The 18,183-nt window shown below is 33.2% G+C and carries 16 protein-coding genes; 11 read left to right on the top strand and 5 right to left on the bottom strand.

Annotation, left to right across the window (positions count from 1 at the left end; translation table 11 throughout):
• Positions 1-4: 4 nt before the first annotated feature.
• The gene (locus GKZ86_RS15220; RefSeq protein WP_134151343.1) at positions 5-1,009 is read right to left on the bottom strand and encodes a MoxR family ATPase; all 1,005 of its coding nucleotides are present in this window, start codon (positions 1,007-1,009) and stop codon (positions 5-7) included.
• Between the two features lie 223 nt (positions 1,010-1,232).
• Between GKZ86_RS15220 and GKZ86_RS15225 the strand changes: the two genes are divergently transcribed.
• From GKZ86_RS15225 to GKZ86_RS15235, 3 genes are all read left to right on the top strand, one after another.
• Positions 1,233-2,105 (top strand): aldo/keto reductase family oxidoreductase, encoded by an 873-nt coding sequence (locus GKZ86_RS15225; RefSeq protein ID WP_154783936.1) that lies wholly within the window; start codon positions 1,233-1,235, stop codon positions 2,103-2,105.
• 197 nt (positions 2,106-2,302) lie between these two features.
• Complete coding sequence (locus GKZ86_RS15230) at positions 2,303-3,055, top strand: SDR family NAD(P)-dependent oxidoreductase (protein ID WP_154783937.1); 753 nt, start codon at positions 2,303-2,305, stop codon at positions 3,053-3,055.
• Between the two features lie 142 nt (positions 3,056-3,197).
• A complete protein-coding gene (locus GKZ86_RS15235; protein WP_154783938.1) occupies positions 3,198-4,337 on the top strand; it encodes an ATP-binding protein in 1,140 nt (379 codons plus the stop codon).
• Positions 4,338-4,440: 103 nt separating this feature from the next.
• Here the strand turns inward: GKZ86_RS15235 and GKZ86_RS15240 are convergent, their stop codons facing one another.
• Positions 4,441-5,184, bottom strand: coding sequence for a DUF3298 and DUF4163 domain-containing protein (locus tag GKZ86_RS15240; protein ID WP_154783939.1), 744 nt, complete (start codon positions 5,182-5,184; stop codon positions 4,441-4,443).
• Between the two features lie 105 nt (positions 5,185-5,289).
• Between GKZ86_RS15240 and GKZ86_RS15245 the strand changes: the two genes are divergently transcribed.
• Entirely contained in the window at positions 5,290-6,432 is a 1,143-nt protein-coding gene (locus GKZ86_RS15245; protein ID WP_154783940.1) for a cystathionine gamma-synthase, read from the top strand.
• An 80-nt stretch (positions 6,433-6,512) separates the two neighbouring features.
• Here GKZ86_RS15245 and GKZ86_RS15250 read toward each other — a convergent pair whose 3' ends face one another.
• Complete coding sequence (locus GKZ86_RS15250) at positions 6,513-7,304, bottom strand: glutamate dehydrogenase (RefSeq protein ID WP_154783941.1); 792 nt, start codon at positions 7,302-7,304, stop codon at positions 6,513-6,515.
• A gap of 345 nt (positions 7,305-7,649) precedes the next feature.
• Between GKZ86_RS15250 and gdhA the strand changes: the two genes are divergently transcribed.
• The 5 genes from gdhA (at position 7,650) to GKZ86_RS15275 (ending at position 16,106) form a co-directional block, all read left to right on the top strand.
• Positions 7,650-8,993 carry an NADP-specific glutamate dehydrogenase gene (gene gdhA / locus GKZ86_RS15255; RefSeq protein ID WP_154783942.1) on the top strand — a complete coding sequence of 448 codons (1,344 nt, stop codon included), beginning with the start codon at positions 7,650-7,652 and terminating at the stop codon, positions 8,991-8,993.
• 131 nt (positions 8,994-9,124) lie between these two features.
• Positions 9,125-11,407, top strand: coding sequence for a T9SS type A sorting domain-containing protein (locus GKZ86_RS15260; RefSeq protein ID WP_154783943.1), 2,283 nt, complete (start codon positions 9,125-9,127; stop codon positions 11,405-11,407).
• A gap of 61 nt (positions 11,408-11,468) precedes the next feature.
• The gene (gene recO, locus GKZ86_RS15265) at positions 11,469-12,182 is read left to right on the top strand and encodes a DNA repair protein RecO (protein WP_154783944.1); all 714 of its coding nucleotides are present in this window, start codon (positions 11,469-11,471) and stop codon (positions 12,180-12,182) included.
• Between the two features lie 130 nt (positions 12,183-12,312).
• Positions 12,313-15,714 (top strand): isoleucine--tRNA ligase, encoded by a 3,402-nt coding sequence (ileS, locus tag GKZ86_RS15270; protein ID WP_154783945.1) that lies wholly within the window; start codon positions 12,313-12,315, stop codon positions 15,712-15,714.
• A gap of 11 nt (positions 15,715-15,725) precedes the next feature.
• Entirely contained in the window at positions 15,726-16,106 is a 381-nt protein-coding gene (locus GKZ86_RS15275; protein ID WP_026983623.1) for a TraR/DksA C4-type zinc finger protein, read from the top strand.
• A 156-nt stretch (positions 16,107-16,262) separates the two neighbouring features.
• Here the strand turns inward: GKZ86_RS15275 and GKZ86_RS15280 are convergent, their stop codons facing one another.
• Together GKZ86_RS15280 and GKZ86_RS15285 are read right to left on the bottom strand one after the other, a co-directional pair.
• Positions 16,263-16,643, bottom strand: a complete 381-nt coding sequence (locus GKZ86_RS15280; protein ID WP_154783946.1) for a hypothetical protein — start codon at positions 16,641-16,643, stop codon at positions 16,263-16,265.
• Between the two features lie 34 nt (positions 16,644-16,677).
• Complete coding sequence (locus GKZ86_RS15285; protein WP_154783947.1) at positions 16,678-17,034, bottom strand: roadblock/LC7 domain-containing protein; 357 nt, start codon at positions 17,032-17,034, stop codon at positions 16,678-16,680.
• A 177-nt stretch (positions 17,035-17,211) separates the two neighbouring features.
• Between GKZ86_RS15285 and GKZ86_RS15290 the strand changes: the two genes are divergently transcribed.
• Positions 17,212-17,427 (top strand): hypothetical protein, encoded by a 216-nt coding sequence (locus tag GKZ86_RS15290; protein WP_154783948.1) that lies wholly within the window; start codon positions 17,212-17,214, stop codon positions 17,425-17,427.
• 121 nt (positions 17,428-17,548) lie between these two features.
• Positions 17,549-18,145, top strand: coding sequence for a lipoprotein signal peptidase (locus GKZ86_RS15295; RefSeq protein ID WP_154783949.1), 597 nt, complete (start codon positions 17,549-17,551; stop codon positions 18,143-18,145).
• The last annotated feature ends 38 nt before the right edge of the window (positions 18,146-18,183 follow it).

Below are 18,183 nucleotides of genomic sequence, written 5' to 3' on the forward strand. Positions count from 1 at the left end.
ATTTTTAAGGTACTTCAATCTCGTTTACGATTTTGTTGATAATGTCTACAGAAGTAATGTTTTCGGCTTCAGCCTCATACGTTATTCCAACTCTGTGACGTAAAACATCATGTACAACAGCACGAACATCTTCTGGAATTACATAACCACGACGTTTGATAAAAGCGTAACATTTTGCAGCATTGGCTAAATTGATACTTCCACGTGGAGACGCTCCAAAACTAATAAGAGGTTTTAAGTCGGCTAATTTGTACTTCTCTGGATAACGAGTAGCAAAGATGATATCTAAGATGTATTTTTCGATTTTTTCATCCATATAAACTTCACGAACCGCTTCTTGCGCACGCAAAATTTGTTCTACAGAAACTACCGGATTTACTTTTTCGTAAGTTCCTTTTAAGTTTTGACGAATTACAAAACGCTCTTCATCAATTTTTGGATAATCAATTACAGTTTTCAACATAAAACGGTCAACTTGCGCTTCAGGAAGTTGGTATGTTCCTTCTTGCTCAACAGGGTTTTGAGTTGCAAGTACTAAAAACGGACGATCTAGTTTGAAAGTAGTGTCGCCAATAGTAACTTGTTTTTCCTGCATAGCCTCTAATAGTGCTGACTGAACCTTTGCCGGAGCACGGTTAATCTCATCTGCAAGTACGAAGTTGGCAAAAATTGGTCCTTTTTTAATTGAGAATTCATTTGCTTTGATGTTGTAAATCATTGTTCCAACAACATCGGCAGGTAATAAGTCAGGAGTAAACTGAATACGGCTGAAAGAACCTTGTACAGCTTGTGAAAGCGTATTTATCGCCAAAGTCTTAGCCAATCCGGGAACACCTTCTAACAAAATATGCCCTTGTCCTAAAAGCCCGATTAATAAACGCTCGACCATGTGTTTCTGGCCCACAATAACTTTGTTCATTTCCATTGTAAGAAGGTCTATAAAAGCACTTTCTCTTTCAATTTTTTCATTTATCGCTCTAATGTCTAAAGTCGTTGTATTTTCTTCCATATAAATATTTTTAAAACCTTTTTGAACCGTTGATTTCTATGCCTAACTTTTGAGAGTGCAAATTGAATATTTTTTGAGAAGTAAGATGTTAAAGAATGGTTAAAACTTCGACCAAAGACCTAATTTTAAGGACGAATTGTGAATCTATTTTTATATTTTTAAGAACTTTGGTGATTATGTTTTAGAAAAGCATATTTATTACCAGAAATAACGCAATAAAACTATGAGTAAAACAACATTATCGCCTATAATTTCGGGCACTATGAATTGGGGAGTTTGGGATAAAAACCTTACAACTAAGGAAATGGAAAACATGATACAAATTTGTATCGAGAATAAAATTACCACTTTTGACCACGCTGATATTTACGGAGGTTATACCACAGAAGCTGATTTTGGAAAAGCATTTCATAATAGTAAAATTTCCCGCGAAAAATTACAATTAATTACTAAATGCGGAATTCAGATGATTGCTGAAAGCCGTAACAACAAAATTAAACACTACGAATATTCAAAAGATTATATTATTTGGTCTGTTGAAGAATCGCTGAAAAAATTGAAAACAGATTTTGTTGATGTTTTTTTATTACACAGACCAAGTCCGTTAATGCAGGCTGATGAAATTGCTGAAGCGGTTGAAAAATTAAAAGCCGAAGGAAAAATTATCGATTTCGGACTTTCGAATTTTACAAGTTCTCAAACAGAATTGATTCGCCAGAAAACAGAAGTAAGTTACAATCAGGTACAATTTTCGGCAACTCATTTTGAAGCGATGGTTGATGGAAGTTTAGATTATATGCAAACGCACGGAATTCGTCCGTTATCATGGAATCCGCTTGGAACTGTTTTTAGAGAAGATACTAAGAAAACACGTCGTTTGAAAAAATTGTTCTCGACTTTACTTGAAAAATATCATTTGGGTGCAGATACACTTTTATTGGCATGGATTTTAAAACATCCGGCAGCAGTTATTCCAATTGCAGGAACGGTGAACGTTGCCAGAATTCAGTCTTTAGCGAAAGCGGTTGAATTAGAAATGGATAAAGAAGACTGGTTCGCAATCTGGACAGAAAGTATGGGCGACGATGTGCCTTAAAAGTTTGCAGTCTCAGTTTAAGTATTCAATAATAGTATGAAAAAATATTTGCCACAGATTAAAATGATTTTCACTAATTAAAAATCTGCTTTATCTGCAAAATCTGCGTGAAAAAATTACTCTCGCAGATTTTGCAGATAAAGCAGAAAAAAACATTTTATCTTTTAATCTGTGGTAAAAAAAATAAAAAATATAGAATGAAAAAAACAGTTTTAATTACTGGAGCTACAAGCGGAATTGGAAAAGCAACTGCACAAATATTGGCCAAAAATAACTTTAAAATTATCCTTTGCGGAAGACGTAAAGACCGTTTAGCGGAACTTGAAAAAGAGCTTTCGGTTTTTACCGAAGTATATTCTTTGTCTTTTGATGTTCGCGATAAAAATGCTGTTTTGTCAACTATTAATGCATTGCCAACAGAATTTTCAGAAATTGACGTTTTAATTAATAATGCCGGAAATGCGCATGGTTTAGATCCAATTCAAACGGGAGATTTAGACGATTGGGATGCTATGATTGACATCAATGTAAAAGGTCTTTTGTATGTTTCAAAAGCAGTAATTCCGAAAATGACAGAAAGAAAATCAGGTCATATTATTAATATCGGGTCAACGGCTGCCAAAGAAGTATATCCAAACGGAAATGTGTATTGCGGAACAAAACATGCCGTTGATGCCATTACAGCAGGAATGCGAATAGATTTAAATCCGTTCGGAATTCGAGTTGGAGCAATTCATCCTGGAATGGTCGAAACAGAATTCAGCGAAGTGCGTTTTAAAGGCGATGCCGAAAGAGCATCAAATGTATATAAAGGATTTGATCCGTTGCAGGCAGAAGATATTGCAGATATTATTCATTTTGTGGTTTCAAGACCGTATCACGTAAACATTGCTGATTTGGTTGTAATGAGTACAGCGCAAGCATCATCGACAATTGTTAAAAGAGATTAGTTTATTGTGCTTTCCTGCAAGGTTTTTTTTAACCTTGTAGGTATTATTATTATTTAAAATTAAAATCCTGCAAGGTTGAAAAAAAACTTGCAGGATATTCATAAAGTCTAAAAATCTAAGCCAGTCTAATAATCTAAAAAGAATGATCAACAAACGTCTTTTAATAAAAAACCTCCTCGCTCATAATGACGAGAGCAGTTTTTATGATAAAAAAAGACAATTGAATTTACATACGCGGGAAGGAAAAGGAAAGTTTCTGAAACACATTTGTGCGTTATCGAATTCAAATCCAACCAATAATTCTTATATCGTTGTTGGAGTAGAAGATCAGGATAATGAAATAGTTGGCGATGATTTCTTTGATGATAGCCGAATTCAGAATCTCGTAAATGCCTTTTTAGAGAATCCACCTAAAATTCAGTACGAAAATGTACCATTTCCAAATCTTCCAAAAGATAGAGTAATAGGATTGGTTACGATTAAACCCAAAAATAAAACATCTTATTTTAAAAAAGGAATTCATACTATTCTTGCAAACAGTGTTTTTGTGAGACGAGGCAGTAATTCTGTTCCTGTTGAAGGTGAAATTGAAAAAAATTATCAAAATGTAGAAACTGTAATCGGAATCGAAAATAGCTCCCGAAACAGTATTCAGTATACACTCGACGGCGTAATCGATTTTATGAATTTCAGGCACAAAGACATGTCGCCTAAATATTATGTTTTTAAAGAATTATTTGTGATTTGTTGGGCCGGAGTTCCAAAAAAATCACGCGAGACTACTTTTTTATCTCGTGTAGATATTGAGTTAATCAACGAACAAATTAAGCTTTTTTACTCTGCGCAGGATGTTGTTACGATTGTTTTTGATGAAGATAGTTTTACAATTACAGAGTATGTTCCGTTAGGCTTAAACGACAAAACAAGTTATTATCCTTTAGAAGAGCAAACTATTCATTTTTTTGATAACGGTTATTACAAAATCGATCGTAAAATGCTTTTTCAGCCTCCGGAATTCAATAAACGAATGTTGTATCACATTTATAATTCGAATATTGCACTACTTCAAAAATTGCAAAAAGGAATTGCTTTGGCTGGACGTGAAATGATTGATTTAGAAAATCTTCCGTCAACTTTTATGATTTGCCACCTTAATGGTTTTGATGATGCCAAACAAAAATTAATTGACTCGAAATTGCTCTTAAAACCTTTTCCGCAAGTGTATTTGTCTTTTAAAGAAGCTTTACGAATTCTGCGTAAAATGAAATATGATTTTCAGTAAAGGTTCAAAGGCTTATAGTCGCAAAGGTTCAAAGATTTTCTGTAGAGGCGTAAAACGGTTCGTTTAGCTCAAAAGAACTGATTTTTTTGAATAAATAAATTCTTTACTGATACAATAAATATTTAAGCACTTTATCATACGGAAAAAGTAATTCTTTTGGGCCGTCAGCATAAGAAGCAGCTTCGTATGAGTTGTAATATAAAAGCAATCCTTCTTCGGTATAAAAAATGTTTTGTGGCAACTGAAATTTGTCATTTTCGAACATTAAACCTGTTGCGTTAATATTTGATTTTTCCGGGATTTTGTATTTGGCGCGGAATTCTTTTTCGGCGAAAGCCTTAAATTCTTTCTCGCTTTTAAATAATTGATCGTTAAAAATGGTTTTTCCGGTTTTTGGATTGAATAATAAAGATCGAAAGCCCTGATAACCGTGAGCACCACCGGTAAAAGTATAATGATCGATTTTTATATTTATAATCTGATCAGACTCAAATTCCAGGTTTCCCTTAATTTTGCCCTCCCAACCGTAAGTTTCTGTTGGAAATTTTTTATGCATTTCTTCATACGAAGCAATAAAAGAATTGGTTAATGTTTCATAATCTTTTACTTTTAATGGATTTTCACCAAAATAAACGATCTCTTTTATTACTGAAAATATTTTTTTGTTGATACTATCTGCAACTACAGGAATATTTTTTGCTACAGGAATATCAATCGTAATTTGTGGGCAATCTGTTTTGCAGGGAATGTTTGATTTTTTGTTAAACGTTTCATTTCCAAATGAAAGCTCTTTGTTACAACTAGTGAATATTACAAACAAAAAGACTAAAAAAGCATACTGTTTCATATCTAAAAGTGTTAATTATATACAAAGGTAAGAAGTTGTATCAGGATTAAAATAAATTAAACGGTAAATTTGTACTCTTAATTAGAGTTTTAAAAACGTAACTATATGAAATTCAATACTAAAGTGATACACGGTGGTCAACACCATGACCCAAGTACGGGAGCGGTAATGCCTCCGGTTTATCAAACTTCAACTTATGTTCAGACAAGTCCGGGGCAGCCTTTGGGAGATTATGAATATAGCAGAGCTTCAAACCCTACACGTACGGCATTAGAAAATGCTTTGGCTAGTATTGAAAACGGTACTCGTGGATTGGCTTTTTCATCAGGATTGGCAGCAACAGATTGTATTTTAAGATCGTTTAAAGCCGGTGATGAAGTTATTGCTATGGATGATTTATACGGCGGTACTTACAGAATGTTCTCCAGAGTTTATAAAGATTCAGGAATTAAATTTCATTTTGTTGATATGACTGATATCGCAAAATTGAAAGCATTAATCAACGAAAATACAAAACTGATTTGGGTTGAAACACCAACAAATCCGTTAATGAAATTAGCTGATATTGAAGAAATTTCAAAAATTACCAAAGCACATAAAATCTGGCTTGCAGTAGATAATACTTTTGCAACGCCTTATTTACAAAAACCTTTAGATTTAGGAGCTGATATTGTTATGCACTCTGCTACAAAATATTTAGGAGGACATTCTGATGTTATTGCAGGAGCTTTAATTGTAAAAGATGAGGCTTTGGGAGAACAATTGCATTTTCAACAATTTGCAACTGGAGCAACTCTTGGACCAATGGATAGTTTTTTAGTTTTAAGAGGAATCAAAACACTTTCGTTAAGAGTACAAAGACATTGCGAAAATGGAGAAAAAGTGGTTGAATACTTAACGAAACATCCAAAAATAAAAACAGTTTATTATCCTGGCTTAGCAAGTCATCCGTTTCATGAAATTGCTAAAAAGCAAATGAAAGCTTTTGGCGGAATGGTTTCTTTTACTTTTGTATCCGGTAAAAAAGAAGATTCGATTGCATTTTTAGAAAAACTAAAAGTTTTTACTTTGGCAGAATCATTAGGCGGAGTAGAATCATTAGCAAATCACCCGGCTTTAATGACGCACGCTTCTATTCCTGCAGACAAAAGAGCAGAAGTTGGTATTACTGATGATTTAGTTCGATTAAGCGTTGGTATTGAAGATGCAGAAGATTTAATTGCTGATATAGAACAGGCATTAGCTTAAAAATTAAATTACCAAGCAAAAAAAAATCCCAAATTCCAATTTTTATTATGGAATTTGGGATTTTTTATATTTAAATTCTTTTAGAATTCTAAGTAATAAATGTATCCAACATTAAACCAGAATTGCCAATCGTTTGATTTATTTTCTTTGTAAAGATCTTTATTAGGATTTAAACCATCAACCCAATCAGATGTAAAGGCCTGAAAACGTCCTTCAACCATCAAATCACTCATTGTTGTTAATTTGTAATGTGCTCCTAATCCTGCAAGTACAGATAAAACTACACCATTTTCAGTAGAAAACCCAAACTGACGTCCGTCAGAAGGAGTTAAATATTTTGGATATGTTGTAGAAGGAAGTCCTAAAGTACCTAATGAAGAAGTAGCTTTGGTTGAATAATAACTTCCTGCAAGACCTAAACTTACATAAGGGCTTAAAGCTCCAATAGTATTTTCGAAATCATGTATTTTCATGAACGAAAATTCTAATTGAGATCCAAGGTTTATAACAGTAGAGCTACCTTTCATGCCTCTAAGTTGTAAAACATTCAATGTTGGAGGTGTTTTATCAACCCATTCTCCAAAATGTTGAAGATTGACTTTACTGAATGATAATTCTGTTCTAACTTTAAAATGTTCTGTAAAAAAACTTTCTCTGTTATTATTTGCAGAAAAATTTAAAAAGTGAACAATTCCTACACCAAAACCTGTGTTTCCAAGATTAGTGTCCATATTATGTCTTTCACCATAATCAGATTGAAAAGCAGTCGGACCGAAAATTATTCCTACTTCGTGCGCCAAATCGCTTTGTGCTACAGAGGTTGCGGAAATTCCTAAAGAGGCGAATAATGTGAGTATTATAGGTTTAAGCATAGTTTGGGGCTTAGAAAATCATGGCAAATATATAAAAAACATGTACGATTCAAAATATTAAATTAACGTATTAGAAAATAAGTAGCAAAATACTTAATTTGTTAACTTTAATTATGATGTTTTGATCTAAAGTAGAACGTGTAAAATGGTATATTTCGTATTGTTTGAAAAAAATATAATTCATCAATATAGAATGAAAAAAAATAACATTCGATTAGCATTTTGTTATATCTTTGTGTGTTAAAATATACGATCATATTTCAAAGCGAAAACGTTTTCTTAAACGTATTTTCTTATTTGAAAGAGCAAAAATTAAGATAATTTACTAGAATAATTTATTTAAAAATGGAACAAAAAATAAATGAGTTTATGGCTCTTGTAGAGTCGAAAAATCCAAACGAGCCAGAATTTCTTCAAGCCGTTAGAGAATTTGCAGAAACGGTAATTCCATTTATTGCAGAAAGAAAAAAATATGACGGAAAAAACCTACTTCTTAGGATTGCTGAGCCGGAACGTTCAATAATATTTAGAGTTCCATGGGTAGATGATAAAGGAGAAATAATCGTAAACAGAGGATTTAGAATTCAAATGAATTCAGCAATTGGTCCATACAAAGGCGGAATAAGATTCCATCACACTGTAAATTTATCTGTTTTAAAATTTCTTGCATTCGAACAAGTTTTTAAGAATAGTTTGACAACACTTCCTATGGGAGGTGGAAAAGGAGGTTCTGATTTTGATCCTGAAGGAAAATCTGATGGAGAAATCATGCGTTTCTGTCAATCGTTTATGACGGAATTATGCCGCCATATTGGTCCTGATTTAGATGTTCCTGCCGGAGATATTGGTGTTGGTGCAAGAGAAATCGGTTATTTATTTGGTCAATATAAAAGAATCAGAAATGAATTTACAGGTGTTTTAACCGGTAAAGGACTTGCATACGGAGGTTCACTTATCAGACCAGAAGCAACAGGATACGGAGTTGTTTATTTTACGGATCAAATGTTGCAGACTATCGGACATGACATTAAAGGTAAAAGAGTTGCAATTTCAGGATTTGGAAATGTTGCCTGGGGTGTTGCTTTAAAAATAAATGAACTAGGAGGAAAAGTAGTTACTATTTCTGGTCCTGATGGTTATATTTATGATGAAGAAGGAATCTCTGGAGAAAAAATTGAACACATGGTAGAAATGAGAGCGACTGGAGATAACAGAGCTGAAGTTTATACTAAAAAATATCCAAACGCGATTTTCCATAAAGGAAAAAGCCCATGGGAAGTAAAAGTTGATATTGCTATTCCGTGCGCTACTCAAAACGAATTGACAGGTGAAGATGCTAAAAAATTGATTGATAATGGCGTTTTATGTGTAACAGAAGCTGCTAATATGCCTTCGACATTAGATGCAATTAAATTATTTTTAGATAATAAAGTTTTATTCGCGCCAGGAAAAGCTGCAAATGCTGGTGGTGTTGCTGCATCCGGACTTGAAATGACACAAAACTCAATTCGTCTAAACTGGACAAGTGAAGAAGTAGATTTGAGATTGAAAGATATCATGGTTGGAATTCACAACCAATGTAAAAAATATGGTGCAGGAGAAGATGGGTATGTAAACTACGTAAAAGGAGCTAACATTGCCGGATTTGTTAAAGTTGCCGATGCTATGCTTGCACAAGGTGTAGTATAATTTTTTACCACGACTTAAAAATGCCTTCATTTATCGCAAGATAAATCGAAGGCATTTTTTTTATTTATAAAAGAACAAAATTCAAATACTTTCGTTTGTAGTATATTTGTCTATCTGAATTACATTATAAGATGAAGAAAAGGTTTCTGTATATTTTGCTTTTGCTTTTCGTGCAATTAGGTTTTACGCAAAGTAAATTGTCCTGGCAAGGATATTTTTCGTTTAACGAAATAAAAGATGTTGCAGAAGCTTCAACAACTGTTTTTGCAGCTTCAGAAAATGCGTTGTTCTCAAAAAACACGGCAACAAATAGTCTTAAAACAACCACAACGGTTGATGGACTTTCGGGCCAGACAATATCTGCTTTATATCATAGCGAAAGTTTCAAAAAAACAATAGTTGGTTACGAAAACGGGATGATTATTGTTGTTAATGAAACAGATGGAAGCATTGTTAAAAAAGTAGACATTATTAATAAACAGTTGCCCGCAAATATCAAAAAAGTCAATCATTTTATGGAACATAACGGACTGGTTTATGTTTCCTGCGATTTTGGAATTGTACAATTCAATTTAACTACTTCTCAATTTGGTGATACTTATTTTATTGGTGATAACGGAGCCGAAATCAGTGTAAAACAAACTGCTTATTTTAACGGGTTTATTTATGCAGCAACTTCAAGCGGCATTAGAAGAGCCAATAGTACAAGTCCAAATTTAATTGACTTTAGCCAGTGGGCAATCGTAAATTCCGGCAATTGGTCAAGTATTGAAACTTTAGACACTGAACTTATTGCTATAAATTCTGTTGGATATATTCATCGGTTTAACTCAAACACATTTGTTGGTTTTTTACAGCTTCCGCAAGCTTCAACAGATATGAGAGCAAAAAATCACAGACTTTATGTTACTACACCAAATTCAGTTTTTGTCTATAGTAATCAAATGGTTTTAAACAGGCAAATTACAAATTCAGAGGTTTTTGATAATAACGTAACTTTAACTTGCGCTACGGTTGTTGGCAATTTAATTTATATCGGAACAAAAGAAAAGGGATTATTTTCAGGATCTCTTTCAAGCGGATCTTTTTTTGAAAGCAGTACACCAAAAGGGCCGGCGAGAAATAATGTTTTTTCAATAGATGCTAGTGCCAATTCACTTTGGGCGGTTTATGGAGATTATGATACAAGTTATAATCCATATCCTTTAGATGATTATAGTATTGGTAAATATAACGCTTCGGGTTGGCTGGATATTCCTTATCAAGATGTTTTCGATGCAAAATCGATAACAAGAATCTTGGTTAATCCAAGTAATGAAAATCAGGTTTACGCAAGTTCATTTTTTTCAGGATTATTAAAAGTAGAAAATGATGTTCCTGTTATTTTATATAACGATAAAAACAGCAGTTTAGAAACTTTAAAAGCAGATAATTACAATCTTATCGATATCCGTATCAATGCAACTGCTTTTGATAAAACAGGAAATCTCTGGATTACGAATAGTCGTGTAAAAAACGGTTTGAAAGTTTTAAAAACAAACGAACAATGGGGAAGTTATTCAATGGCTTCAATTCTTACGAATGCAGAAAGTACTAGTTACGGAAGTCTTGTTGTTGATAAGAACAATACCAAATGGATGGCAACCAACAGAGATGGTGTTATTGCTTATAATGAAACGACGAATACATTTAAAAAAATGAACTTTGGCGCCGATGTTGGAAATCTCCCTACTTATGACGCAAGAGCTTTGGCAATCGATACTAAAAATCAGCTTTGGATTGGAACAACAAAAGGATTGAGAGTTTTGTCGAATGTAAATAGTTTTCAAACAGAAAGTCAGCTAAAAGCAAATTCAATTATAATTATAGATGATAATTTAGCGCAGGAATTATTGTATGAGCAGTTTATTACTTCGATTGTAGTAGATGGAGCGAATAATAAATGGATTGGTACCGTAGATTCGGGCGTTTTTATGGTGTCGCCGAACGGTCAGGAAACAATATATCATTTTACAATAAATAACTCGCCTTTGCCAAGTAATGTTATAAACGACATTAAGATTAATAGTGCGACAGGAGAAGTTTTTTTTGCTACAAATAAAGGATTAATTTCTTTCAAGGGACTTGCAACTGGCGCCAATGAAGACTTAAATAGTGTTTATGTTTATCCAAATCCCGTACGTCCTGAATTTTTAGGAACAGTAAAAATTGCCGGATTATTAGATAAAGCCAATATAAAAATTACCGATATAGAAGGTAATCTTGTTTATGAAACAACTTCGGCAGGAGGGACAATAGAGTGGGATACAACAGCTTTTGGCAGATATAAAGTTTCTTCAGGTGTTTATATGATATTTATTTCGGCACAAGACGGAGGAGAAACTAAAGTCAAAAAAGTGATGATTATTAGATAGTTTGAAAGTCGAAAGTCCAGTAATCCCAAAGTCTAATATCTAAGAATTTAAAAATCCAATTTTGTTAGTCAAAACTAAAGCAATTGTTATTTCTACATTGAAATTTCAGGAAAAAAGCCTGATCGTAAAATGTTTTACGCTTTCAAACGGACTGAAATCTTATTTCGTACGCGATGCTTTTTCGAGTAAAAAAAACAGCCAGAAAATTGCTTATTTTCAGCCATTTTCTATTTTAGAAATCGAAGCAGTTCATAAAAACAAAGGCACTTTAGAAAACTTCAAAGAAATAAAAACAGCAGTTCCTTTTCAGACTATTCATACTGATATTGTCAAAAGTACGATTGTAATGTTTTTGTCTGAAATGCTGCATTATTCAATTCAGGAAGAAGAAAAAAACGAATCATTGTTCATGTTTTTAGAAACGGCGCTGACTTGGTTTGATCATCATGATGAGATTTCTAATTTTCATTTGATTTTACTTTTGGAAGCAACAAAGTATTTAGGATTTTATCCGGATGTTTCTGAAATTGATTTGCCTTATTTTGAAATGAATGATGGAGTTTTTACACTTTTTCACGGATTAACGGCTTTGACCGAACATGAAACTAATTTGTTTAAAAAACTCATTGATTTAAAATTTGATAACGATCAAAAAGTTTTTCATGTAATTGAAAGACAAATACTACTTAAAATATTGATCGATTACTATAGTTATCATTTAGACGGATTCAAAAAACCAAAATCTTTAGAAGTTTTAAAAGAAGTTTTCTCTTAAATCAAACAAAAGGTTACTATTTCTTGAATATTACATTATAAATTTCGCCATATCGGTCTTTTTTCTATCATCTTTTATCTATTTTACTCAAAATTCCTTACTTTCGCACCTCGATTAAGAAAAGGATAAAATGAGCACAAAATTTACTGAATACAAAGGACTTGACTTGCCAACTGTAGCGTCAGAAGTTCTTGATTTTTGGAAGAAAGAAAATATATTTGAAAAGAGTGTAACTACTCGCGAAGGTGCAGAGCCTTACGTATTTTTTGAAGGCCCGCCTTCAGCAAACGGATTACCGGGAATTCACCACGTGATGGCGCGTGCGATTAAAGATATTTTTTGCAGATATAAAACTCAAAAAGGTTTTCAGGTAAAAAGAAAAGCCGGCTGGGATACACACGGATTACCTGTAGAATTAGGTACCGAGAAAGAACTTGGAATTACAAAAGAAGATATTGGCAAAACCATTTCTATCGAAGAATATAACGAAGCGTGTAAAAAAACCGTAATGCGTTATACCGATGTATGGAATGATTTGACCGAAAAAATGGGTTATTGGGTAGATATGGAAGATCCGTATGTAACTTATAAACCAAAATACATGGAATCTGTTTGGTGGCTTTTGAAACAAATCTACGATAAAGGTTTGTTGTACAAAGGATACACGATTCAGCCATATTCTCCAAAAGCAGGAACAGGATTGTCTTCTCACGAAGTAAATCAGCCTGGAGCTTATCGTGATGTTACAGATACTACGATTGTAGCGCAATTTAAAACTTTGCCAGAAACGCTTCCGGGCTTTTTACAAGGTTTTGGAGATATTCATATTTTGGCTTGGACGACAACTCCCTGGACATTGCCATCGAATACAGCTTTGACTGTTGGACCAAAAATCGATTACGTTTTAGTAAAAACGTTCAATCAATATACTTTTGAGCCTGTTAATGTTGTTTTGGCTAAAAATTTAGTTGGAAAACAATTCGGAAAAGGATTTTTTGCAAGTGAAGATGACGCTGATTTTGACAAAGTTAAAAATGGCGACAAACAACTTCCATACAAAATTTTAGCAGAAGCAAAAGGTGTTGATTTAGTTGAAATCAGATACGAACAATTATTACCGTACGTATTACCTTATCAAAATGCAGAAAACGCATTTAGAGTAATTGCAGGCGATTTCGTAACAACAGAAGACGGAACAGGAATTGTACATACAGCACCAACTTTTGGTGCAGATGATGCTAAAGTAGCAAAAGAAGCAAAGCCGGAAGTACCGCCAATGTTGGTTTTAGACGAAAGCGGAACAGCAGTTCCTTTGGTAGATTTGCAAGGAAAATTCACTTCACATTTAGGAGAACTTGCAGGGAAATATGTAAAAAACGAATATTACGATGCAGGACAAGCTCCGGAGAAATCTGTAGATGTTGAAATCGCTATTCGATTAAAAGAAGAAAATAAAGCCTTTAAGGTTGAAAAATACGTACATAGTTATCCACACAGTTGGAGAACTGATGAGCCGTTATTATATTATCCACTAGATTCTTGGTTCATTAAAGTAACCGATGTAAAAGATAGAATGTTCGACCTGAACGAAACTATCAATTGGAAGCCTAAGTCTACTGGTGAAGGACGTTTTGGAAATTGGTTGAAAAATGCCAACGACTGGAACTTATCTCGTTCTAGATATTGGGGAATTCCGTTGCCAATTTGGAGAACTGAAGACAAAAAAGAAGAAGTTCTTATTGGTTCTGTTGAAGAATTATACAATGCGATTGAGAAATCTATCGAAGCCGGTTTTCAAAAAGAAAACCCATTTAAAGGTTTCGAAATCGGAAATATGGATGAATCAAATTATGATATAATTGATTTGCACAAAAATGTTGTCGATCAAATAACCTTAGTTTCGGCTTCTGGCCAACCAATGAAACGCGAAAGCGATTTAATTGATGTTTGGTTCGATTCTGGAGCAATGCCTTATGCACAATGGCATTATCCTTTCGAAAACAAAGATAAAATCGACGAGAACAAAGATTTTCCTGCAGATTTTATTGCAGAAGGTGTCGATCAGACTCGTGGATGGTTTTATACGCTGCACGCTATCGGAACTTTGGTTTTTGATAAAGTAGCTTATAAAAACGTAGTTTCGAACGGTTTGGTTCTGGATAAAAATGGAATAAAAATGTCTAAGAGTAAAGGAAATACTATAGACCCTTTTAAAACCATTGAAGAATATGGTCCTGATGCCACACGTTGGTACATGATTATGAATGCAAATCCATGGGACAATTTAAAATTTGATCTTGAAGGAATTGCTGAGGTGCGCCGTAAATTCTTTGGAACTTTATACAACACTTATTCATTCTTTTCGTTATATGCGAATATAGATGGTTTTAAATACGCTGAAGCGGAAATTCCGTTAAGTGAAAGACCGGAAATTGACCAATGGATTATGTCTGAATTGCATACATTAATAAAATTTGTTGATGAATGTTATGAAGATTATGAGCCTACGAAAGCAGCAAGAGCAATTTCTGACTTCGTTCAGGAAAACCTGAGCAACTGGTACGTTCGTTTATGCCGTCGTCGCTTCTGGAAAGGAGAATACGCACATGATAAAATTGCAGCTTACCAAACGCTTTATACTTGTTTGTTAACAATCAGTAAATTAAGCGCTCCAATCGCTCCTTTTTTCATGGATAAATTGTATCGCGATTTGACAATTTCGACAGAATCTGAGCAATATAGCAGTGTTCACTTGGCTGAGTTTCCAAAATTTGTCGAAAACTTTGTTAATAAAACGTTAGAAAGCAAAATGCAGAAGGCTCAAACGATCTCATCTTTGGTTTTATCACTTCGTAAAAAGGAAATGATCAAAGTGCGTCAACCACTGCAAAAGGTAATGATTCCGGTACTTGACGAAAATCAAAGAGCTGAAATCGAAGCTATTTCCGAGCTTGTAAAAGCAGAGGTAAACGTTAAAGAAATTACACTTTTAGATGATGCTTCAGGTATATTAGTAAAACAAATTAAGCCTAATTTTAAAACATTAGGACCGCGTTTTGGTAAGGATATGGGTCTGATTTCCAAAGAAATACAGAGTTTTTCTGCAGATCAGATTAATCAATTAGATAAGCAGGGAACGTTAGATATTGTTATTGCTGGAAATAACGTAACTTTATCATTAGAAGATGTCGAAATAACATCTCAGGATATAGAAGGATGGCTGGTTGCAAATTCAAACGGAATAACAGTTGCGCTTGATATTACGATCACAGAAGAATTAAAAAATGAAGGTATTGCAAGAGAGTTGGTAAACAGAATTCAAAATATCCGTAAAGATTCTGGATTTGAAGTGACTGACAAAATTAAAGTACAAATAAAAAGAAATGGTCTTTTAGAAGAAGCCATTCTTAAAAATGAAGACTATATTAAGTCTGAGACGTTAACAGATAGTTTGGTTTTTACAGACGCTTTAGAAAGCGGCATAGAAATTGAGTTTGATGATATTAAAACAATGATATTAATTTCAAAATAAGTATAAATACCATGATAGATGAAATTACAAGGTACTCTGATGCTGATTTAGCAGAGTTCAAAGAAATAATTCAAAATAAAATACAAAAAGCACAAGCCGATCTGGATTTAATAAAAAGTGCTTACATGAACGATTTGAATAACGGGACAGATGATACATCTCCAACGTTTAAAGCTTTTGAAGAAGGTAGCGAAACAATGTCTAAAGAAGCAAACTCACAGTTGGCTATCAGACAGGAAAAGTTTATACGCGATCTTAAAAATGCATTATTCCGTGTAGAAAATAAAACGTACGGTATTTGTAAAGTAACAGGTAAATTGATCAGTAAAGAAAGACTGAAAATTGTTCCTCATGCTACAATGAGTATCGAAGCTAAAAATCTGCAACGATAATATAAAATAAAAAACGCTCCTTATTCAGGGGCGTTTTTTTGTATTTGATAAAAGATTCCTTTTGTCAAAAAAATCTTTATGTGGTCAAATTTCAAGTAAAATATAATAACTTAGAACTGTCTTGATTAAGGCCAGTTCTAGATTATTACAAATTAATTAAGCTAGATTTTTCTCTAAGTCTAATTTATGCTTTCTTAAAATAGCTCTTGTCATCCCTAAGTTTGCTTTACTGGCATCTGCGGCAAGATAAATCATAAACTTTTTGTTAGGAGAAATATCGATGATGTGAATTTGATTCGATAACGTAATCAAAATATCTTCGATGTCCTGATTTAAATTTAAAGCTTTTACGGCGCTTAATTTGGCTTTTACAACCTCAAGATTGTAAGCGGCTGCGAGTTCAGGGTCAAAGGAAGGATCTACAGTTAAATTTCCAAAGCTTAATCCTGATTCAATTTCGGTTACGGCAACAGCAATAAAGCCATTTACATTTGTTTTCATTTCATTTAAAAACACGTTTAAAAAGTCATTACTCATAGTTTTAGGTGGGTTTGTTGTTAATAGATTTATGTTATTTCAATAGGGAATTTTTGCTTAATTCTGCCGAAAGTTCATCAGTTGTTCGCATTAACAATCCAAGGTTGGTTCCGTCCTTGGTAAATGCAATTACAAAATTTGAGCTGTTAATTTTATTTCCAATAACAACGCCTTCGGTTGTTTTTAAAAATAATTGTTTGAGAGAGCCTTTTTCTAAATCGGATACAAATTTTTCGCTCATAGACAAAATTGCAGCACTCATTGCAGCAATACTATCTCCGTACTCAATATGAAGGGAAGTGATTAGCTTTCCTTTTCCGTTTAAAATAAGAGCTGACGTAGATTTAGTAGTAACCAAATAATCGTTTAAGGTGGATGTGATTTCATTCATTAGGGTAAAGTTTGAGGAGTTGTTAAAAATTACTCATATCAACATTATATTTAAAGGAAATACGTCTATTTGAATTAAACAAGTGTTAATTTTATTAACAAATATAAATTAAATTATGTATCATTGTAATACGAAACAGTTAAATAATTTTATTTTTTACTATAAAAAACCTACATTATGGCTAAAGTACTGAAATTCAAAGATGTAAACTCGGATATTGAAAGTAGAATGAAGGAATTCGAGAAAATGAGACTCAAATTAAAAGCTCAAATTGATAAAGATGCTTCTAAAAAAGCCAGTACAGGAAAAGAAGGCAAAGGATTGCTTAAATCAATTTCCGGCTTTTTTGCAGACACTCCAAAAACTGCTACTCAAACAACTACTAAAAAATAGAGTATATATTCTGTTTAACGATGTGACTTTGGTAATAAGTTTTGTTACAAAAGAATTAACGTTCCATAAGGAGCGTTTTTTTTGATTAAATTGTTACTTTTGCGCATCAAAAATTATTAAAATGTCATTACGAAAAGCGTATTTCCTTATATTTTTAGTTTTACTTGTTGATCAGATTTCAAAAATCTATGTAAAAACCAATTTTATCTTAGGTGAAGAAGTTCATATTTTTAACTGGTTCAAAATACATTTTATTGAAAATGAAGGAATGGCGTGGGGCACAAAAATTCCTGGTGAATACGGTAAATTAATTTTAACCGTTTTTAGGATTTTTGCTGTATTCGGAATTGGATATTGGTTGGCTGATGCAATAAAAAAACGTCATTCTACTTATTTGATTGTTGCGATAGCTTTAATTTTTGCCGGAGCTGCAGGAAATATTTTAGATTCTGTTTTCTACGGAGTTATTTTTGATGACAGCACACATAATCTTGCAACACTTTTTTCTCCGCATCCATACGGAACCTGGTTTCATGGTTTGGTTGTAGATATGTTTTATTTTCCTATTTGGGAAGGTAATTTACCAACTTGGATACCTTTCTTTGGAGGTAAACATTTTATGTTTTTTAATGCTATTTTTAATGTTGCCGATATGGCGATTTCTACAGGAGTTGGAATCTTGCTTGTTTTTAATAAAAGAGCATTTCCAAAACATTAAGCTTGTTTTTAAAATCTAAAATTTTAATACAAAATTCC

Origin of the sequence: Flavobacterium sp. LC2016-13, from assembly GCF_009707955.1 — a bacterium.
GTDB lineage: Bacteria > Bacteroidota > Bacteroidia > Flavobacteriales > Flavobacteriaceae > Flavobacterium.

Bases quoted from the DNA above. Each gene is read 5' to 3' on its own strand.
- GKZ86_RS15245 (WP_154783940.1), top strand. From the start codon at position 5,290: ATGAAATTCAATACTAAAGTGATACACGGTGGTCAACACCATGACCCA.
- GKZ86_RS15280 (WP_154783946.1), bottom strand. From the start codon at position 16,643: ATGAGTAATGACTTTTTAAACGTGTTTTTAAATGAAATGAAAACAAAT.
- GKZ86_RS15260 (WP_154783943.1), top strand. From the start codon at position 9,125: ATGAAGAAAAGGTTTCTGTATATTTTGCTTTTGCTTTTCGTGCAATTA.
- GKZ86_RS15220 (WP_134151343.1), bottom strand. From the start codon at position 1,009: ATGGAAGAAAATACAACGACTTTAGACATTAGAGCGATAAATGAAAAA.
- gdhA (WP_154783942.1), top strand. From the start codon at position 7,650: ATGGAACAAAAAATAAATGAGTTTATGGCTCTTGTAGAGTCGAAAAAT.
- GKZ86_RS15285 (WP_154783947.1), bottom strand. From the start codon at position 17,034: ATGAATGAAATCACATCCACCTTAAACGATTATTTGGTTACTACTAAA.
- ileS (WP_154783945.1), top strand. From the start codon at position 12,313: ATGAGCACAAAATTTACTGAATACAAAGGACTTGACTTGCCAACTGTA.
- GKZ86_RS15230 (WP_154783937.1), top strand. From the start codon at position 2,303: ATGAAAAAAACAGTTTTAATTACTGGAGCTACAAGCGGAATTGGAAAA.
- GKZ86_RS15295 (WP_154783949.1), top strand. From the start codon at position 17,549: ATGTCATTACGAAAAGCGTATTTCCTTATATTTTTAGTTTTACTTGTT.
- GKZ86_RS15225 (WP_154783936.1), top strand. From the start codon at position 1,233: ATGAGTAAAACAACATTATCGCCTATAATTTCGGGCACTATGAATTGG.
- GKZ86_RS15275 (WP_026983623.1), top strand. From the start codon at position 15,726: ATGATAGATGAAATTACAAGGTACTCTGATGCTGATTTAGCAGAGTTC.
- GKZ86_RS15290 (WP_154783948.1), top strand. From the start codon at position 17,212: ATGGCTAAAGTACTGAAATTCAAAGATGTAAACTCGGATATTGAAAGT.
- GKZ86_RS15250 (WP_154783941.1), bottom strand. From the start codon at position 7,304: ATGCTTAAACCTATAATACTCACATTATTCGCCTCTTTAGGAATTTCC.
- GKZ86_RS15235 (WP_154783938.1), top strand. From the start codon at position 3,198: ATGATCAACAAACGTCTTTTAATAAAAAACCTCCTCGCTCATAATGAC.
- GKZ86_RS15240 (WP_154783939.1), bottom strand. From the start codon at position 5,184: ATGAAACAGTATGCTTTTTTAGTCTTTTTGTTTGTAATATTCACTAGT.